This window comes from Corynebacterium frankenforstense, from assembly GCF_030211955.1.
Classification (GTDB): Bacteria; Actinomycetota; Actinomycetes; order Mycobacteriales; family Mycobacteriaceae; genus Corynebacterium; species Corynebacterium frankenforstense_A.
Genome location: NZ_JASODI010000021.1, coordinates 25735 through 42654, shown reverse-complemented (window position 1 = coordinate 42654; position 16920 = coordinate 25735). Strand labels below are relative to the sequence as shown.

14 protein-coding genes and 5 tRNA genes are annotated in these 16920 nt (G+C 68.9%); 6 read left to right on the top strand and 13 right to left on the bottom strand.

Annotated elements, in window-relative coordinates; all coding sequences use genetic code 11:
• Positions 1-424: 424 nt before the first annotated feature.
• Both murA and ramA read right to left on the bottom strand, forming a co-directional pair.
• Positions 425-1699, bottom strand: a complete 1275-nt coding sequence (gene murA, locus QP119_RS10055) for a UDP-N-acetylglucosamine 1-carboxyvinyltransferase (RefSeq protein WP_284775821.1) — start codon at positions 1697-1699, stop codon at positions 425-427.
• Positions 1700-1989: 290 nt separating this feature from the next.
• Entirely contained in the window at positions 1990-2829 is an 840-nt protein-coding gene (ramA, locus tag QP119_RS10050; protein WP_284775818.1) for an acetate metabolism transcriptional regulator RamA, read from the bottom strand.
• Positions 2830-3344: 515 nt separating this feature from the next.
• Here ramA and cysK point away from each other — a divergent pair.
• Positions 3345-4277, top strand: coding sequence for a cysteine synthase A (gene cysK, locus QP119_RS10045; RefSeq protein WP_284775816.1), 933 nt, complete (start codon positions 3345-3347; stop codon positions 4275-4277).
• Between the two features lie 154 nt (positions 4278-4431).
• Complete coding sequence (gene epsC / locus QP119_RS10040) at positions 4432-5016, top strand: serine O-acetyltransferase EpsC (protein ID WP_284775814.1); 585 nt, start codon at positions 4432-4434, stop codon at positions 5014-5016.
• Positions 5017-5103: 87 nt separating this feature from the next.
• Here the strand turns inward: epsC and QP119_RS10035 are convergent, their stop codons facing one another.
• The 7 genes from QP119_RS10035 to QP119_RS10005 form a co-directional block, all read right to left on the bottom strand.
• Entirely contained in the window at positions 5104-7092 is a 1989-nt protein-coding gene (locus tag QP119_RS10035) for a hypothetical protein (protein ID WP_284775813.1), read from the bottom strand.
• Positions 7093-7096: 4 nt separating this feature from the next.
• Complete coding sequence (locus QP119_RS10030; protein WP_284775810.1) at positions 7097-7714, bottom strand: ABC transporter ATP-binding protein; 618 nt, start codon at positions 7712-7714, stop codon at positions 7097-7099.
• A 278-nt stretch (positions 7715-7992) separates the two neighbouring features.
• Positions 7993-8274 (bottom strand): GNAT family N-acetyltransferase, encoded by a 282-nt coding sequence (locus QP119_RS10025; protein WP_284775808.1) that lies wholly within the window; start codon positions 8272-8274, stop codon positions 7993-7995.
• 474 nt (positions 8275-8748) lie between these two features.
• Positions 8749-8821: transfer RNA gene (locus QP119_RS10020), tRNA-Phe, on the bottom strand.
• A gap of 27 nt (positions 8822-8848) precedes the next feature.
• Positions 8849-8922, bottom strand: a tRNA-Asp gene (locus tag QP119_RS10015).
• A 336-nt stretch (positions 8923-9258) separates the two neighbouring features.
• Positions 9259-9332 (bottom strand) — tRNA-Asp (locus tag QP119_RS10010).
• 34 nt (positions 9333-9366) lie between these two features.
• A tRNA-Glu gene (locus tag QP119_RS10005) sits at positions 9367-9439 on the bottom strand.
• A 163-nt stretch (positions 9440-9602) separates the two neighbouring features.
• Here QP119_RS10005 and QP119_RS10000 point away from each other — a divergent pair.
• Complete coding sequence (locus tag QP119_RS10000) at positions 9603-9956, top strand: metal-sensitive transcriptional regulator (RefSeq protein WP_284775807.1); 354 nt, start codon at positions 9603-9605, stop codon at positions 9954-9956.
• On the top strand, positions 9863-10477 hold the full coding sequence (locus tag QP119_RS09995; protein ID WP_284775828.1) for a peptidoglycan recognition protein family protein: 615 nt from the start codon (positions 9863-9865) through the stop codon (positions 10475-10477). The genes QP119_RS10000 and QP119_RS09995 overlap by 94 nt, the downstream gene beginning before the upstream one ends.
• 350 nt (positions 10478-10827) lie before the next feature.
• Here QP119_RS09995 and QP119_RS09990 read toward each other — a convergent pair.
• Positions 10828-10900: transfer RNA gene (locus QP119_RS09990), tRNA-Lys, on the bottom strand.
• Between the two features lie 257 nt (positions 10901-11157).
• The gene (locus QP119_RS09985; RefSeq protein WP_284775806.1) at positions 11158-12660 is read right to left on the bottom strand and encodes an acetyl-CoA hydrolase/transferase family protein; all 1503 of its coding nucleotides are present in this window, start codon (positions 12658-12660) and stop codon (positions 11158-11160) included.
• Positions 12661-12918: 258 nt separating this feature from the next.
• Between QP119_RS09985 and dusB the strand changes: the two genes are divergently transcribed.
• Positions 12919-14064, top strand: a complete 1146-nt coding sequence (dusB, locus tag QP119_RS09980; protein ID WP_284775804.1) for a tRNA dihydrouridine synthase DusB — start codon at positions 12919-12921, stop codon at positions 14062-14064.
• A 221-nt stretch (positions 14065-14285) separates the two neighbouring features.
• The gene (gene phoU / locus QP119_RS09975; protein ID WP_075664492.1) at positions 14286-15026 is read left to right on the top strand and encodes a phosphate signaling complex protein PhoU; all 741 of its coding nucleotides are present in this window, start codon (positions 14286-14288) and stop codon (positions 15024-15026) included.
• Positions 15027-15159: 133 nt separating this feature from the next.
• Here phoU and pstB read toward each other — a convergent pair whose 3' ends face one another.
• On the bottom strand, positions 15160-15933 hold the full coding sequence (gene pstB / locus QP119_RS09970; RefSeq protein WP_284775803.1) for a phosphate ABC transporter ATP-binding protein PstB: 774 nt from the start codon (positions 15931-15933) through the stop codon (positions 15160-15162).
• A gap of 44 nt (positions 15934-15977) precedes the next feature.
• Complete coding sequence (pstA, locus tag QP119_RS09965) at positions 15978-16907, bottom strand: phosphate ABC transporter permease PstA (RefSeq protein ID WP_284775802.1); 930 nt, start codon at positions 16905-16907, stop codon at positions 15978-15980.
• Between the last annotated feature and the right edge of the window lie 13 nt (positions 16908-16920).

Sequence of the window (16920 nt, the reverse complement as noted above, 5' to 3'; positions counted from 1 at the left end):
GCCGGCGGACAAGCCACAAGAAACGCACCACAAAAAGTACATCAACACACTATCGAGTTCTCACACAACACAAGCACACCAGGACCAACACCCTTTTGAAGGCGATGACCCCCGGAAGCTCGGTTCCACCGAGGTTAACACCGTCGCTGACTTCCGTCAACCCCGCGTTAACCCACGGTACCCGCCGCCATCTCGAGACCCCGTGACCGGTCAGCATCTGACCTGGTAGCCGGTGCCTCTCGCGGCGACGAGGTGATAAGTTACGCGTTCCCCCGCATGCTGACAAATCACCTGCATACGGGGCTTTTTCGGCGCCTGTTTTGTGCGACCCGCGCCGTAGGTCGCATCTTCCGGGCGATTCCGGCACCCGGGGAGGCCGGCCCCGGGGATTCCCTGGGGCCACCAACCCCGGGACGACCACCCACTAGTAGATGGGCTGCTCCTCCACCCGCTCGCGGCGGATGTCCGCACCCAGGCGCGCGAGGTTCTCCACGAAGTCCGGGTACCCGCGGTTGATGTGGTGGACGTCGTGCACGGTCGTCGTCCCATCGGCGACGAGTGCGGCGAGCACCAGACCGGCGCCGGCGCGGATGTCCGAGGACCACACGTCGGTCGAGGACAGCTCCTTGATCCCGCGCAGCACCACGTGATGACCGTCGACGGTGGCGTCCGCACCCAGGCGCAGCATCTCGTCGACGAAGCGGAAGCGCGCCTCGAAGACGTTCTCCGTGATCACCGAGGTGCCCTCCGCGATCGAGGAGATGCCGATGGCCATCGGCTGCAGGTCCGTCGGGAAGCCCGGGAAGGGCAGCGTCTGGTAGTCCGTGGCCACCGGGCGGCGGTCCATGCGCACGCGGAAGCCGTTCTCGTAGGTCTCCACCTCGGCGCCGGCGATCTTCAGCTTCTCCAGCGGCAGGTGCAGGTGGCGTGGCGAGATCCCGCCGACCGTGATGTCGCCCCGGGTCATCGCCGCGGCGTAGGCCCAGGTGCCGGCGACGATGCGGTCGCCGACCACGCGGTGCTCGGTCGGGTGCAGGCTCTCCACGCCGTCGATGACGATCGTCGAGCTGCCCGCCCCCGAGATCCGCGCACCCATGGAGACGAGCATGTCGCACAGGTCCGCGATCTCCGGCTCGCGCGCGGCGTTGTCCAGCACCGTGCGCCCGTGGGCGAGCACCGCCGCGGTCAGGATGTTCTCGGTCGCGCCCACCGACGGGAAGTCGAGGTGGATCTCCGCGCCGTGCAGCTCGTCGGCCTCGGCGACCACGGCGCCGTGCTCGATGCGGGTCTTCGCGCCGAGCTTCTCCAGGCCCGACTGGTGCATGTCCAGCGGGCGCGAGCCGATGGCGTCGCCGCCGGGCAGGGCCACCACGGCCCGGCCGCACCGTGAGGTCAGGGGCCCGAGCACGCACACGGAGGCACGGAACTGGCGCACGGCCTCGAAGCTGGCGTCGTGGCTCGGGCGCGCCGGCGTGGTGATGCGCACGGTCTCCCCGTCGACCTCGACGTGGCAGCCCAGGCCCTCGAGCACCTTCTGCATCAGCGGCACGTCGAGGATGCGCGGGCAGTTGGTCAGCGTGGTCGTGCCCTCGGCGAGCAACGCCGCCGCCATGAGCTTGAGCACGCTGTTCTTCGCGCCGCCGACCTTGACCTGGCCGCTGAGCCGGGCGCCACCATTAACGACAAACTGGTCCTTCACACCCGCAAGATTAGCGGCACCCACCGCACCGCGCCGCCCGCAGCACTCCCCCGCACCGCATCCGCCGCGCACGCGCTGCGCGCGCGTCCCGCAACGCCGCCGCCAAGGAGACTCGGGAGCATCCGCCGCGCACGCGCGGCGCGCGCACGGCCACGCGCCCGCCCCCGCGCGCACAGCGCCCCGCATGTCGACCACGGCCCGGAAATCGTCACCGACCACCCGCCCCCGCGCGCACAGCGCCCCGGTACCGCGACGGAGGCGGTACCGGGGCGTCGGAAATCAACCGCGGATCAGGGCAGCGCGCCGATGCGGCGGGCGGCGTTGACCGCCTCGTAGCGGGTGTGCGCGCCGAGCTTGCGCATCACGGAGCGCAGGTAGCTCTTGACGGTCTCGGCGCCGATGCCCATCTCCTCGGCGGCCTCGACGTTGGTGTGGCCGAGGGCGACGCAGGAGAGCACGTCGAGCTCGCGGGCGGACAGCTTGGTCGTCTGCTTGACGTGGACGGGGCTGACCATCTGGTCGCAGAGGAGCTCGAGCTCGCGGCGCAGCGACTCGTCGGTGATGCGGTTGGTCAGCATGCGCAGCTTGGAGTGGGTGGAACGGATCTGCTCCCACTCGGCGCCGTTCATCACGCGGCCGGCCTTGCCGCCGGACTTCACCCCCGCGGCGGTGCGCATCGCGGAGTTGATCGCCAGGTCCTGCTCCAGGGTGCGGGCGGTCATGGTGACCTCCTCGATGACCTTGTCGCCGAGGCGCACCGGCGAGTGGACGCCGACGTAGAGGCAGCCGCGAATCTCGCGGCGCACGATGACCGGCACCGCGACCAGGGAGTACAGGCCCTCGTCCTGGATGATCTTGTCGTTCTCGTGGGAGATGATCGTCGCCCGCGCGTAGTCGCTGACGCCCACCGGTCGACGGCTGGCCACCACGCGGCCGCCCACGCCGACTCCCGGCGGGATGACCAGGTTATGCAGGGCGGGGGTCCGCAGGCCCACCCACTGGGTTATCTGCAGGCGGTTGTCGGGAAGCAGAGTGGCGTACATCGCCACCGGGATACCGGTCGCGTTGCGCAGCGAGGTGAGCGCAACGCGCACGGCTTCATCGTCATCTTTGATCCGCTGGGCTTCCATGCTGTCCTCCTGGGAGGTGCACCCGTTCGTGTGCACCCAGTTACCACACCCGGGCCGGCTTCTCGGGACGCGACCCGACACCCCGAGTATATCCAGCGGCGGGGGTGGGAAGAAATCGGCCTTTCGGCACGTCAATGACCCGACTGCGATTATTTTTCCGGAATGTGTCTCCCCCGGGGGATCCCCCCGAATTGGTAATATCTCTTTTGCTTGTGCCCGATAACGCAGGTCGCAGACCTAAAAGGCAGGTGAGCGTTGCATGTGAGCCACCCCTGAGCGCCCTTGGGCGGCGCCGCAAACCGTAGCGTCCGGGCGCGCCCACATGCCCGAACAGGCCTGTTCGGTATCGACGCCCGTACATCGTGATTCCACTCACACATCATCCAGACCGTCCTGTCTATCGCGTTCATACCAGGCGGTCTAAAGCTGTGTTAGGGTGTGTGCCGTGGCGCCGCGGGGGACCGCGCGCCGGATAAACACCCCGATCGAAAGAACACTGAGGAGCGATCCCAGACATGACCGTCTACGACAACATCACCGACACCATCGGCAACACCCCGCTGGTTCGTCTGCACCGCCTGACCGAGGGCCTCGAGGCCGACGTCCTGGTCAAGGTCGAGTCCTTCAACCCCGCCAACAGCGTCAAGGACCGCATCGGCAAGGCGATCATCGACGCCGCCGAGGCCTCCGGTGAGCTCAAGCCCGGCGGCACCATCGTCGAGGCGACCTCCGGCAACACCGGCATCGCCCTGGCCATGGTGGGCGCCGCCCGCGGTTACAACGTCGTGCTGACGATGCCGGAGACCATGTCCACCGAGCGTCGCGTCATGCTGCGCGCCTACGGTGCCGAGATCGTGCTGACCCCGGGCGCCGCCGGCATGCAGGGTGCGGTGGACAAGGCCAACGAGATCCTCGCCGAGCGCGAGGGCGCCGTGGCCGCCAACCAGTTCTCCAACCCGGCCAACCCGGAGATCCACCGCAAGACCACCGCCGAGGAGATCTGGAACGACACCGAGGGCAAGGTCGACATCTTCGTCGCCGGCTTCGGCACCGGTGGCACCGTCTCCGGCGTCGGCGAGGTGCTCAAGGAGCGCAAGCCCGAGACCCAGATCTACGCCGTCGAGCCCGCCAGCTCCCCGCTGCTGACCAAGGGCGAGGCCGGCCCGCACAAGATCCAGGGCATCGGCGCCAACTTCATCCCCGAGGTCCTCGACCGCAAGGTCATCGACGAGGTCGTCACCGTCACCAACGAGGACGCCGTCGCCTGGGCCCGCAAGCTCGGCGAGGAGGAGGGTATCCTCGGCGGCATCTCCTCCGGCGGCAACGTCAAGATCGCCCTCGACCTGGCCGCCAAGCCGGAGAACAAGGGCAAGACCATCGTCACCGTCGTCACCGACTTCGGCGAGCGCTACGTCTCCACCCTCCTCTACGAGGACATCCGCAACTAAGCGGTTCACCGCCCACTGCGGCAGCCCGGGCGGGTGACACCCGCCCATTCAATTCACGACGCCCGCGCACCTCACCCGGTGCGCGGGCGTCGCCGTCTGCGCGGGGCCGGGCGAAGCGCCGCTGGGTGTGGCGCGCCGTTGTTATCATTGCGATATGAGTGTCGTGTCCATGATCATCGAGGACCTGAAGAACGCCCGCGAGCACGATCCGGCCGCGCGCGGCGACGCCGAGAACGCCCTGGTCTACTCGGGTCTGCACGCGATCTGGTCACACCGGGTCTCGCACTGGCTGTGGGTGCGCGGCCTCAAGGGCCCGGCCCGCATCCTGGCCCAGCTCAACCGCTTCTTCACCGGCATCGAGATCCACCCCGGCGCGACGATCGGCCGGCGCTTCTTCATCGACCACGGCATGGGCATCGTCATCGGCGAGACCGCCGAGATCGGCGACGGCGTCATGCTCTACCACGGCGTGACCCTCGGCGGGCAGGTGCTCACCCAGACCAAGCGCCACCCCACCGTCGAGGACGACGTGGTCATCGGCGCCGGCGCGAAGGTGCTCGGGCCGATCACCATCGGCAAGGGCTCCGCGGTGGGCGCCAACGCCGTGGTGACCAAGGATGTGCCCGCCAACTGCATCGCCGTCGGCATCCCGGCGCAGTGCCGCCCGCGCGGCCGCGACGAGCGCCGCCACCTGGTCGACCCGGACTACTACGTCTCCCGCGGGGCCTACGAGATCTAGGGGGATCCGGCGCGCGGTCGAGTCTGCCTGAAGCTTGGCCGCGGCGAGGCTCGGGGCGAGACCGACGCCCGGAGGTCGGCGCACCGGTCAGTCCGCCGTCACCGGTCGGCGCCGCTCGGGGGCGGGCAGGAACGCCGTGGCACTGGTCGCCAGGAAGACCACGCCGAAGAGCACCCACAGACCCGGCGGCAGGTACGGCATGAACACCCCGGGCCGCCCGGTCACCGCGACGTGGACGACGAGCGTGTACCAGAGGCCGCAGAGCACGGCCGTCAGCGCCGCGGCCAGGTAGGGGAAGAGGATCGCCCAGAACTGGGCGTGCCGCAGGCTGAGCCGGGTGCGCCCGAGCAGCCACAGCGGGGCGAAGAACCGGTGCATCCGCGCCCGCTTGCCCATCACCGCCACGGCGAGCACCAGGCAGATCGCCAGCAACGTGTAGGCGGCGGTGGGGATGAACCCGGCCGTGCCGTCGCCGTGCGGGCCGTACATGATCTGGCTGTCCATGTCGACGTGCCGGGCCCACTCGTCGGCCGCTTCGACCCGCAGACCCCCGAGGTCCCTCCCGGCGGCGGAAAAGTCTCCGTTCCCGGACTCAGCTGGCCCGTCGAAGGCCGCGGCGTCGAGGACGGGCAGACCCCAGTCCGGGTTGACCGGCGGGTCGTCCGAGAGCCCGGAGAACGGCACCATGAAGCCCGGGTAGAACGGGCTGCCGCTCTCCGCGGGCCCACCCTGGACTCGTCCCTCCTGGTCGTTCTCGCCCGGGATCTGCTGCTCCTGCGCAGCGTCCTCCGGCGTCTGCTCCTCCTGGCCGGCGTTCTCCCGGGCCTGCTTCTCTTGCACGCCGTCCTCCGGCGTCCCGAACGCCCAGCCGACGTCGAGGACCTCCACCAGGACGCGTGGATCGGAGCCGGCCAGCGAGTAGTCCGAGGCTCGCTCGCGGGGAACGGAGGTCTCCCCCTCCGGCCCGTAGGCCGAGGGCTGCCAGTAGACCACGCCCAGGCAGTCGTCCCCGAGCTCGCCGCAGACCTCCTCGGCCCGCCCCGGCTCGAGCAGCCGGTGGTCGCCGTCGACGACCACCGGGGCGTCGGAGAACTTTTCCGCGGCGGCGTGGTCGGCGGCCCACAGCGCCGCCTGCGCCCCGGTGAACCCGGCTAACGGGATGGCCACCAGTGCGGTGGCCAGCCCGACCCTCGACATCGTGCCGACGCTCCCAGCGGACCGGATGCCCACCGCCGGCGCGGACCAGCCGCCGATGCGCCTGAGCCCCTCGGAGACCACGCGGGCGAGGAAGCGCCCGACGGGCCCTGCCAGCGTCACCGCGAGGAACGGCAGGGTGAACACCAGCACCAGGACCACCCAGCCGGGCGGCTCGGTGAGCATACACCACACACCCGCGACGATGTTCACGCACGCCAACGTCCACCCCGCGAGCGTCGTCAAGCTCACTGAACGCCTGCGGTGCTCGCCTGCGCCCGCCTCCCCGCGCGCCAGCGCCTTGTCGACGCGGATCGTGCCCACGCCGGGCAGGTAGATCAGAAAGATGATGATCGCCGAGCTCCACGCCACGTCCAGCGGCGAGCCCCACGTGTGCGGCAGCTCCTTGTTCAGCCCGAGGAGGATGACGCGGAAGAGCGGGGTGGCCAGAAGCCGGCCGAGCACGACGGCCGAGGCGGTGCCCAACACCGCGAGCAGGAGTCCCTGGACCATCAGGCGACGTCGGAAGAACGCGCCGATCACCCCGAGGTTGCGCAGGGCGTCGATGGTGGGACGGTGGTCGGAGACGAAGTTGCGGTGCGCCAGGCGGATGCCGGCGACGGCCGGGACGACGGCGATCAGGCTCATGTTGGTCACGCCGGCCTTGAAGTCCGGGCTGCCGCCGGTGGAGAAGGCGACGTAGAGGATCGTGCCGACGAGCGTGCCGATCACGACGGCGGCGAGCACGATGCCGCCGATGTGGGGCCCCGCCGTAGTGGCCAGCTCGTGGCGGTAGGCGGCACGGGGCGTGGTCCTGCGGGCCGGGCGCGGGTTCTTCGGACCCGGGTTCTCACGGTCCCGGCGTGTGGTCGCGGTGCTCACCCGGTCACTCCCCCATCTCGAGGAGCGTGTGGGCGCGACCGCCGAAGAGCTCGCGGTGCGAGCAGTAGACGACCGTCGCCCCGGCCTCGACGGCCTCGTGCAGGAGGTCCTCGACGACGGCGACGTTGGCGTCGTCGAGCGCGCTGACCGGTTCGTCCATGAGGATCAGGTCCGGCTGTGAGCACAGCGCCTGGGCGACGGCGGCGCGCTGCCGCTGTCCGCCGGAGAGCTCATCCGGGAGGGCCTCGGCGAAGGGCGCCATGCCGAGGCGCTCGAGGAGCCGCTCGCGCCCGGCCCGGTCGAGGCCACGGCCGGCGACGTTGACGGCCAGCTCGAGGTTCTCCGCGCACGTCAGGCTGGCCAAGAGCGTCGGGGCCTGCGGGGCGTAGCCGACGTGGCGGGCGCGCCACCGGGCGGCCTTGTTCGGGGAACCGGCGGCCAGGCGCCGGCCGTCGACGAGCACCCTGCCCGCGGTCGGCGCGCGCAGCCCGGCGAGCAGGTCGAGCACCGTCGACTTGCCGCTGCCCGAGGGACCGCGGACCTCGTGCAGGCCCGGCCCGGAGAGGGTCAGGGAGACGTCCTCGAGAATGGGACGCGAGTACCTGGAGTACTGAAAAGACACGTCTTCCCAGTTCAACTGCATGGCCGTACCACATTTCCGGTCGATGGGGCAGGAGACGCGACAGCCCCCTGCTTCTTGCCGTATCCATGAGTAGCGTCACCTCGCCCCGGGTTAAAGGGGAATCCGTGGGGGCGCGCAAGAGTTCGGCGGGAGTTTACGTGTGGGTCACGGGGTGTTTCCCGGGCCGGGCGCGGAGGGCTCACGGCCGAACGCCGCAGGCACTCGACCGGCACCTTGGCAGGCGGCGGGCGGACGCGAGAATGTCAGACGGGAAGCGGTCAGGCGATCAGGTCGCTCTGGTCCGGGTTCTTCTCGATGAATCGCTCGACCGCCGAGCAGCTCGGGATGATCTTCTTGCCCTCGGCGCGGACCTCACCCAGGGCGTGGGCGATCAGCTTGCCCGAAAGACCGCGGCCGCGGAAGGCCGGGTCGATGACGGTGTGGTGGAAGTCGAGGACGCCGTCGGTGGTCTCGGCGTACTCGGCGAAGCCGGCGGGCTCGCCGTCGACGGTGACGGTGTAGCGGGTGTTGACGGCGTCGTGCGCGAATTCTTCAGCCATGCCCACACTCTAGGGGCGCGGGAGTGGCCAGCGCAGGGGTCCGCGGATGGGACCGGTGAATGACCGCGGCGGGCCGGGGATCAGCCTTCGCCCCGCGACCGTTGCCTGCACCAGGCACTCAAATAGCTGTCTTGGGCGCCTGCACATGCAACCGCGGGGTGCGACGGGGCGGGAACGGGCCGATACGGCGATGGACCGGGCTCGGCCCGCAAGATGCGGAGGGACGCCGACCGGCTTTTACCGCCCGCCGGACGGTAATCGCGTTTTCGGCCCCGCAAAACCCCAGGTCAGCTGATCGGCCAAAATCGTTTACCGACTCTGGCCCGGTAAACCGTCGATGCAGGGCCCGCTCAATCCGGAAATGCCACGCCCCCGGCCCGTAAATGCCACACTCCCCCCAGGAAAAGCCACTCCCCCGCCCCGGAAACGCCGCGCTCCCCGGCCCGGTTACCCGGGCCGGGGAGCGTGTCGCGGTGGCCAGAGACAGGATCGAACTGTCGACCTTCCACTTTTCAGGCGGACGCTCTACCGACTGAGCTATCTGGCCAGAGAAGTTGCCTTCCGGCCTTCTCGGCGACCCTGAAGGGACTTGAACCCTCGACCTCCGCCGTGACAGGGCGGCGCGCTAACCAACTGCGCCACAGGGCCTCGAAATGAAGCTGTACCGTTTACCCGACCGGGCTGTGCGGTACGGGTGATTACTTTACACAGAACCCAGATACCCAACAAATCAGCTGTTCACCGCATATTTTCGCCTACTCCGGAAAGCGCGTCTCCGCCCCTCCCGCGGGCGCGCGGAATCCTGTCGCCCACCCGTCGCTGGACCATTGCCCGACCCTAACCGCGGAGCTTGTCCCGGCCGGTCGTCGGCATGGTAGTTGGCGGCCTTCCGTAGGGGGAAAGTTGCAACGCCCCTCTGAAGCTAGGACCCCACCACACAAAAGAAAGGCGCCGCCCGGATTGAACCGGACGGCGCCTCGTCGGCGACCCTGAAGGGACTTGAACCCTCGACCTCCGCCGTGACAGGGCGGCGCGCTAACCAACTGCGCCACAGGGCCATTTTCTGTTGTGGGAAATCCCGGGGGACTTCCGTACCCCCAACGGGATTCGAACCCGTGCCGCCGCCGTGAAAGGGCGGTGTCCTAGGCCGCTAGACGATGGGGGCGTCCGACCACGCTCGCACGGGGCCAGCCCGTTGAAATATACGCGATCCGACCATACCCGCCCAAATCGTCGCCCACCCGCACCGCGCGAGGGGCGCTGCACGGGCGCCCAACGGGACGTCGTCAAGCGGCGCGCACGCGCGCCCCGGGGGTAGAATCTCCTGCATGAGTGCCCCTGTCGACCACTGTTGCGGCGGCTCCGGCGCCCCGGACGATCCGGCGGGCCCGGAGTACGCCACGCACGGCTACAGCAGCGACCGCGCCGCCTATCTGCGCCGGCTCAAGCGCATCGAGGGCCAGGTGCGCGGCATCCAGCGCATGATCGAGGAGGACGTCTACTGCATCGACGTCGTCACGCAGATCAGCGCGGCGACCTCAGCGCTGCAGAACGTCTCGGTCGCGCTGATGGACGACCACCTGCGCCACTGCGTGGCCAACGCAATCGACAGCGGCGACGGCTCGGGCGACGAGAAGATCACCGAGGCGATGAAGGCCATCAAGAGGATGGTGAAGTCCTGAGCGAGGCCTGGTTCGACGTCGACTGGAGCGCGCGCTTCGCCGTCGGCGGCCCGCGCCCCACGACGGGACTGCAGGGCATCTGCCTGCACACCACGGAGACCCCGGCGAGCGGCTCCATTTACGACGTCGCGCGGCATCAGTTGCGGGCACGTGACGGCAGCTACCACGTGCTTGTCGACGCCGCGGGGCGACGGATGCGCGCGAACACGGACGACTGGTGCACCTGGTCCACGGGGAACCTGGGCAACCGGGTGCTGCTGCACCTCGCGTTCGTCGCCGAGGCGTGCTGGTCACGTCAGGAGTGGCTGGCCCAGCCTGCGCTGCTGGCCGCCGGCGCGGACGTGGCGGCGCACTGGTGTGGGCGCTACGGCATCCCGGCGCGCCAGGCGACGGTCGCGAAGCTGCCGGGGATCACGACGCACGACGCCACACGGGCGTGGGGCGGCACCGACCACACCGACCCGGGAGAGGGTTTCCCGTGGACGGAGTTCCTCGCGGAAGTGCGCGCGCGGCTCGGGTGAGTGGGTGGGGTTCCGGCTGTGCGGGTATGTCCCGGGTGAACGGGCCGATTTACCGCCGATTTCCGGCCGCCGCGCCGGTGCTGCGCGGGCTTTTACCGACTGCCGGTCGGTAAACGTGTTTTCGGGCCTGCGAAAGCGCAGGTCAGTGATCTGGCCGAAATTGCCTACCGACCCCCGGTCGGTAAAACCATGCGGCCAGCACCGGGAAACCGCTTCGCCGGTACGCCGGTACGCCCCTCCCCCACGCACGAGCCGCACACAGACCCCCACACGGGTCCCGCGCATGTGCGAGGCCCGGGCCGGCGCACCGACCCGGGCCTTACCCCGCACGGTCCCCGCGGACCGGACTGTGGGCCCCGTGGGGATCGAACCCACGACCTTCGGATTAAAAGTCCGCAGCTCTACCAACTGAGCTAGAGGCCCTCACCCGCCGGCGAACCAGCGGGACACCCGCCGAAAATGGCGGGTCCAACGCCGCCGCAAAACGGCGGGTCGAACGTCGCCGAAAACGGCGAAGCGACACCGGTCATCCTAACGTGCAGGACAACCGGTGCCGCAATCAGCCCGCCGGTTGCGCGGGCCGCGTCCCGGCGGCGCCCGCCGGGCCGAATCGACGGCCGGCGCCGGGGGCTCAGCCGAGGCCCCGGCTGAGCCCCCGGCCACCGGGAGCGGCGACCGCCCTAGTTCAGGCGCATCGTGCCGTTCTCGGCCAGGTTGATGTGGAAGGAGAACGCGGTGCCCAGGTCGTGCGGGGTGTGCAGGTTCTTGCCCTTGAGCGCGCGCTCGTAGTACTCCTCCAGCTGCGCGCGGTAGTCCGGGTGCGCGATGGCGATCATCTTGGCCACGCGGTCACGCGGGGCCAGGCCGCGCAGGTCGGCGTAGCCGTACTCGGTGATGACGACCATGGCGTCGTGCTCGGTGTGGTCGATGTGCGAGGCGAAGGGCACGATCGTGGAGATCTTGCCGTCCTTGGCCTCCGACGGGGAGATGAACGAGGAGATGTAGGCGTTGCGGGTGAAGTCGCCCGAGCCGCCGATGCCGTTCATCATCCGGGAGCCGGAGACGTTGGTGGAGTTGATGTTGCCGTAGATGTCGGACTCGATCATGCCGTTGGTGGCGATCAGGCCGACGCGGCGGATGACCTCGGGATGGTTCGAGATCTGCTGCGGGCGCAGGATGATGTGCTCGCGGTAGTTCGAGGCCTCCTCGTTCATCTTGTGCGCGTACTCCGGCGACAGCGAGAACGAGGTCGCCGAGGCGACGGTCATCTTGCCGGAGTCGATCAGGTCGACCATGCCGTCCTGGATGACCTCGGTGTAGGCCTGGATGTTGTTGAACTTCGAGTCGAGCAGGCCGGCCATCACGGCGTTGGGCACGTTGCCCACGCCGGACTGCATGATGTAGCCGTCGTAGCTCAGGCGGCCCGCGGCGACCTCGCCCTCGAGGAAGTCGAGGAAGTTGCCGGCGATCTTCTCGGAGATCTCGTCGGCCGGCTTGAACGGCGCGTTGCGGTCGGCCTCGTCGGTCTTGACGATGGCGACGATCTTCTCCGGGTCGACCTCGATGTACGGGGTGCCGATGCGGTCACCCGGCTTGGTGATCGGGATCGGGACACGGTTCGGCAGCTTCGGCATCTCCCAGATGTCGTGCATGCCCTCGAGCTCCAGGGACTGCCACTCGTTGACCTCGATGATGATCTTGTCGGCGGCGTCCATGTACTCGACGTTGTTGCCCACGGCCGAGGACGGGATGACGTTGCCCTCCTCGGTGATGCGCACGGCCTCGATGACGGCTACGTCGACGTCGATGAAGTTCTGCTGGACCAGCATGCCCATGTGGGACAGGTGGATGTCCTGGTACTTCATCGACGCGGAGTTGATGGCCTTACGCATCGACGGGTCGGACTGGTAGGGCGCGCGGTAGTTGATCGCGTCGGCCTCGGCGAGCACGCCGTCGCAGTCGGGGGCTGTGGAGGCACCGGTGAGCACGTTGATCTTGTACTCGTTGCCGGCGGCGTGCTCCTTCTTGGCGCGCTCGGCGATGGCGGTCGGCAGCGCCTTGGGGTAACCGGCGCCGGTGAACCCGGACATGCCCACGGTCGCGCCGTTGTCGATGAACTGCGCCGCCTCCTCGGCGGACATGACCTTGCCCTGCAGGGCTGCGTTGGCGATACGCTCGCTCATTGTCTTCCTTAGCTTGTCGACGTCTTGGGGTGCGGTTTCGCGCGGCTGGCCGCGCCACTTGACCCAATGATAGTGATACGTGACACGCGATGTCACCCGTGTCCTGCCGAAACTCATGGCGATTCGCTGACCTGCAGCGTCGCGTCCGCCCGGTAGGCGGACGTCACCCCCGGCAACCCGGAGTTCAATTGCCGACGCCGCTTGGCGCGACGTCGGCAATTTTTGGCGCCGTGGGTGCGCGTCCCCCAGAATGGGGCCGTGAGTTTACGCGTGGGAAAACTCGAGCTGGCCTCGCCGGTCGTGCTCGCCCCGATGGCCGGGGTGACCGACATGCCGTTCCGCATGCTGTGCCGGCACCTCGAGCAGGAGAAGATCGGGACCGTCTCCGGGCTGTACGTCTGCGAGATGGTCACCGCGCGCGCCCTGGTCGAGGGCAACGAGAAGACCCTGAAGATGACGCGCTTCCACCCGGAAGAGTCGCCGCGCAGCCTGCAGCTGTACACCTCGGACCCGAAGTACACCTACGAGGCCGTGCGCATGGTCGTCGACCGCGACATGGCCGACCACGTCGACCTCAACTTCGGCTGCCCGGTACCGAAGGTGACCCGGCGCGGCGGCGGCTCGGCGATCCCCTACAAGCGGCGCCTCTACGCGAACATCGTCGCGGCGGCCGTGCGCGCGAGCGGGGACTCCGGGATCCCGGTGACCGTGAAGTTCCGCATCGGCATCGACGAGGAGCACCACACGCACCTGGACGCCGGGCGGATCGCCGCCGAGGAGGGCGCGGCCGCCGTCACGCTGCACGGGCGCACCGCCGCCCAGCGCTACTCGGGCCAGGCGCGCTGGGACGAGATCGCGCGCCTGGTCGAGCACATGGCAGGCACCGGTGTACCCGTGCTGGGCAACGGCGACATCTTCGCCGCCGGCGACGCGCGCGCCATGATGGACGCGACCGGCTGCGACGGCGTGGAGGTCGGACGCGGCTGCCTGGGCCGGCCGTGGCTGTTCGCGGAGCTCTCCGCCGAGCTGCGCGGACTGCCGATCCCGGCGGAGCCGACCTTCGGGGAGGTCGCCGGGATCATCGAGCGCCACGCCCGGCTGCTCGCCGAGGTCGAGGGCGAGGAGCACGGCTGCCGGATGCTGCGCAAGCACATCGGGTGGTACCTGCGCGGCTTCCCCGTCGGCGGGGACCTGCGCGGAAAGCTGGCCCGGATCTCCTCGCTGGCGGAGCTCTACGCGGAGCTGGACCCGTGGCGCGACTCCAGGGTCGTCGCCGAGGACGCCTCGGGCGCGCGCGGGCGCAAGGGCTCGGCGGCGAAGGTCGCGCTGCCCGAGGGCTGGCTCGACGACCCGGAGGACGAGACAGTGCCGGTGGGCGCCGAGATCGAGAACAGCGGCGGGTAGGAGCGTCTGGCGGCCTGCCGCGCGGCGGACGGAAGCGCGCCTCGGCGGGCGGCGGGGCCGGGCCGGAAGCGCACCGGCCACCACAAATGGCGGCAACCCATAAGTAGTACGCGATATGCACACTCTGACGTGCATTGTTACCCGATGGTTAACCTAAAGTTCCCCCGTGCGTAGCCCTTCGGACAGCGGTCTTTCAGGCCCTTGCGGGTATCCTATTCGGCATGCGTGCAGCCTACCGTGAACATCTCGATTCGTTCGCCCATGACCTCATCGTCATGTGCGATCTGGTCAGCTCTGTCATGGACAAGGCCAACGACGCACTGACCCGCGCCTCCCTGGAGTCCGCCGAGGAGGCGCTCTCCATGGACGAGGAGCTCGACGAGATCGTCGACCGCTGCGAGGCCCGCGCCGTCGAGCTGCTGGCCCTCGAGGGCCCCGTGGCCCGCGACCTGCGCCAGGTGGTCTCCTCGATCTACATCGTCGAGGACTTCCGCCGCATGGCCGCCCTCGCGATGCACATCGCCAACGCCGCGCGGCGCCGCCACCCGGAGTACGCGTGCCCAGAGCGGGTGCGCGGCTTCTTCGAGGAGATGGGCCGGCTCGGCCTGCACATGGTGGCCAAGATCCGCGACCTGCTCGTCGACCCGGACGCCGACTCCGCGGTCAGCCTCAACGAGGACGACGACGCCGTCGACGACCTGCACGAGCACATCATGCTCGTGCTCACCCAGCGCGAGTGGCCCTACACCACCCGGGAGGCCGTCGACGTCGCGCTGATCGCCCGCTACTACGAGCGCTACGCCGACCACGCGGTCAACGTCTCCTCGCGGGTGATCTACCTGACCACGGGCCTGGTGCGCGAGGAGTACATCGCCCGGCGCCGCGACGAGGAGTCGCAGGCCGACGTCGAGCGCCGCTTCGCCGAACTCGAGCGGCAGTTCTCCCACCGCCACGGGCGGTAGGGCGTAAGCGCCTCCCCGGGCCCGCCAGCGCCTCTCCCCCGGCTCTCCGGGGTACTTCTGCGCCACCTCAGACACGACAAAAGGCCTTCCCCCGCGGTGAGCGGGCGAAGGCCTCTTGGCGTCGTGCCGAGGTTTAGCCGAAGCGGCCGGCGATGTAGTCCTCGGTCTCCTTCTTGTCGGGGTTCTCGAAGATCTTCTTCGTCGGGCCGACCTCGACGAGGCGGCCGGGCTTGCCGGTGGCCTCGAGCGAGTAGAAGGCGGTCTGATCGGACACACGGGCAGCCTGCTGCATGTTGTGGGTCACGATCACGATGGTGAACTCTTCCTTGAGCTCGTGGATGAGATCCTCCACGGCCAGGGTCGAGATCGGGTCGAGGGCCGAGCAGGGCTCGTCCATGAGGAGCACCTCGGGCTCGACCGCGATGGCGCGGGCGATGCACAGACGCTGCTGCTGACCACCGGAGAGGCCGCCGCCCGGCTTGTCGAGGCGGTCCTTGACCTCCTCCCAGAGGTTCGCGCCGCGCAGGGAGCGCTCGGCGACCTCCTTGAGCTTCTTCTTGTTCTTCTCACCGGACAGCTTCAGGCCGGCGACGACGTTGTCCTCGATGGACATCGTCGGGAACGGGTTGGCCTTCTGGAAGACCATGCCGATGGTGTTGCGCACCGAGACCGGGTCGACCTTCGGGCCGTAGATGTCGTGCCCGTCGAGGAGCACCTTGCCCTTGACGGAGGCACCCGGGATGACCTCGTGCATGCGGTTCAGCGTGCGCAGCACGGTGGACTTACCGCAGCCCGACGGCCCGATGAACGCGGTGACCGACTGGGCTGGCACGGAGAGGTTGACATCCTGCACGGCGTGGAAGTCGCCGTAGTAGATGTTGACGTCCTGCAGTTCAAGCTTCGACATCTCTAGCTCCTGGTTCTCTTCTTCGTAAATTTCTCTCGATGGCCTCAGTGCTTCACGGAGTACCGGGCGGAGATGATCCGGGCGCCGATGTTCAGCAGGGCGATGATGATGACCAGCGTGAGGGCCGCGCCCCACAGCTTGTCCAGGACGGCGGGGGCCGTGCCGGCCTTGTACATGTCCAGCATCATCAGCGGCAGCGACGACTGCGGGCCACCGATCGGCGACCAGTTGATGATGTTGGAGGTGCCCACGAGGATCAGCACCGGCGCGGACTCGCCCATCACGCGGGCGATGGCGAGCATGATGCCGGTGATGATGCCGGACAAGGCGGTCGGCAGGACGATGCGGGCGATCGTCTTCCACTTCGGCACGCCGAGGGCGTAGGCCGCCTCACGCAGGTCCGCCGGGACGACGCGGAGCATCTCTTCGGTGTTGCGGACGATGACCGGCACCATCAGCAGCACCAGGGACAGGGCCACGGCCATGCCGGACTTGCCCTGGCCGAGGACCGAGATCCACAGCGCGAAGATGAACAGCGCGGCGACGATGGACGGGACACCGGAGAGGATGTCGACCATGAAGGTCGTGATCCGGCCGAGCTTGCCGCCGCGGGAGTACTCGACGAGATAGATCGCGGTGAAAATGCCGATCGGGATCGAGATGAGCGAGCAGATCAGGGTCTGCACGATCGTGCCGATGATCGCGTGGGCGGCGCCGCCGCCCGGCGAGGAGTTGGAGACGCCGCGCTGGGACTGAGTCCACCACGACGGGTCGATGACGGTGCCGATGCCGTTCTTGATCACCACGGCGAGCACCCACACCAGCGGGACCAGCGCGATGACCATCGCCAGGTAGATGATCACCTTGGCGACGCTGTCGGTGATCCGGCGGGAGGAGGAGATCTGGTTGAACACGGGCCCGTCGGCGGAGAGCTTGCCGTCCCCGCCCGGGGTGACCTTGGTTGCCTGGGTCATGATTGTTTCTTCC

Bases quoted from the DNA above. Each gene is read 5' to 3' on its own strand.
- pstA (WP_284775802.1), bottom strand. From the start codon at position 16,907: ATGACCCAGGCAACCAAGGTCACCCCGGGCGGGGACGGCAAGCTCTCC.
- ramA (WP_284775818.1), bottom strand. From the start codon at position 2,829: ATGGAAGCCCAGCGGATCAAAGATGACGATGAAGCCGTGCGCGTTGCG.
- QP119_RS10000 (WP_284775807.1), top strand. From the start codon at position 9,603: ATGAGTGCCCCTGTCGACCACTGTTGCGGCGGCTCCGGCGCCCCGGAC.
- epsC (WP_284775814.1), top strand. From the start codon at position 4,432: ATGAGTGTCGTGTCCATGATCATCGAGGACCTGAAGAACGCCCGCGAG.
- phoU (WP_075664492.1), top strand. From the start codon at position 14,286: ATGCGTGCAGCCTACCGTGAACATCTCGATTCGTTCGCCCATGACCTC.
- QP119_RS09985 (WP_284775806.1), bottom strand. From the start codon at position 12,660: ATGAGCGAGCGTATCGCCAACGCAGCCCTGCAGGGCAAGGTCATGTCC.
- cysK (WP_284775816.1), top strand. From the start codon at position 3,345: ATGACCGTCTACGACAACATCACCGACACCATCGGCAACACCCCGCTG.
- QP119_RS10025 (WP_284775808.1), bottom strand. From the start codon at position 8,274: ATGGCTGAAGAATTCGCGCACGACGCCGTCAACACCCGCTACACCGTC.
- pstB (WP_284775803.1), bottom strand. From the start codon at position 15,933: ATGTCGAAGCTTGAACTGCAGGACGTCAACATCTACTACGGCGACTTC.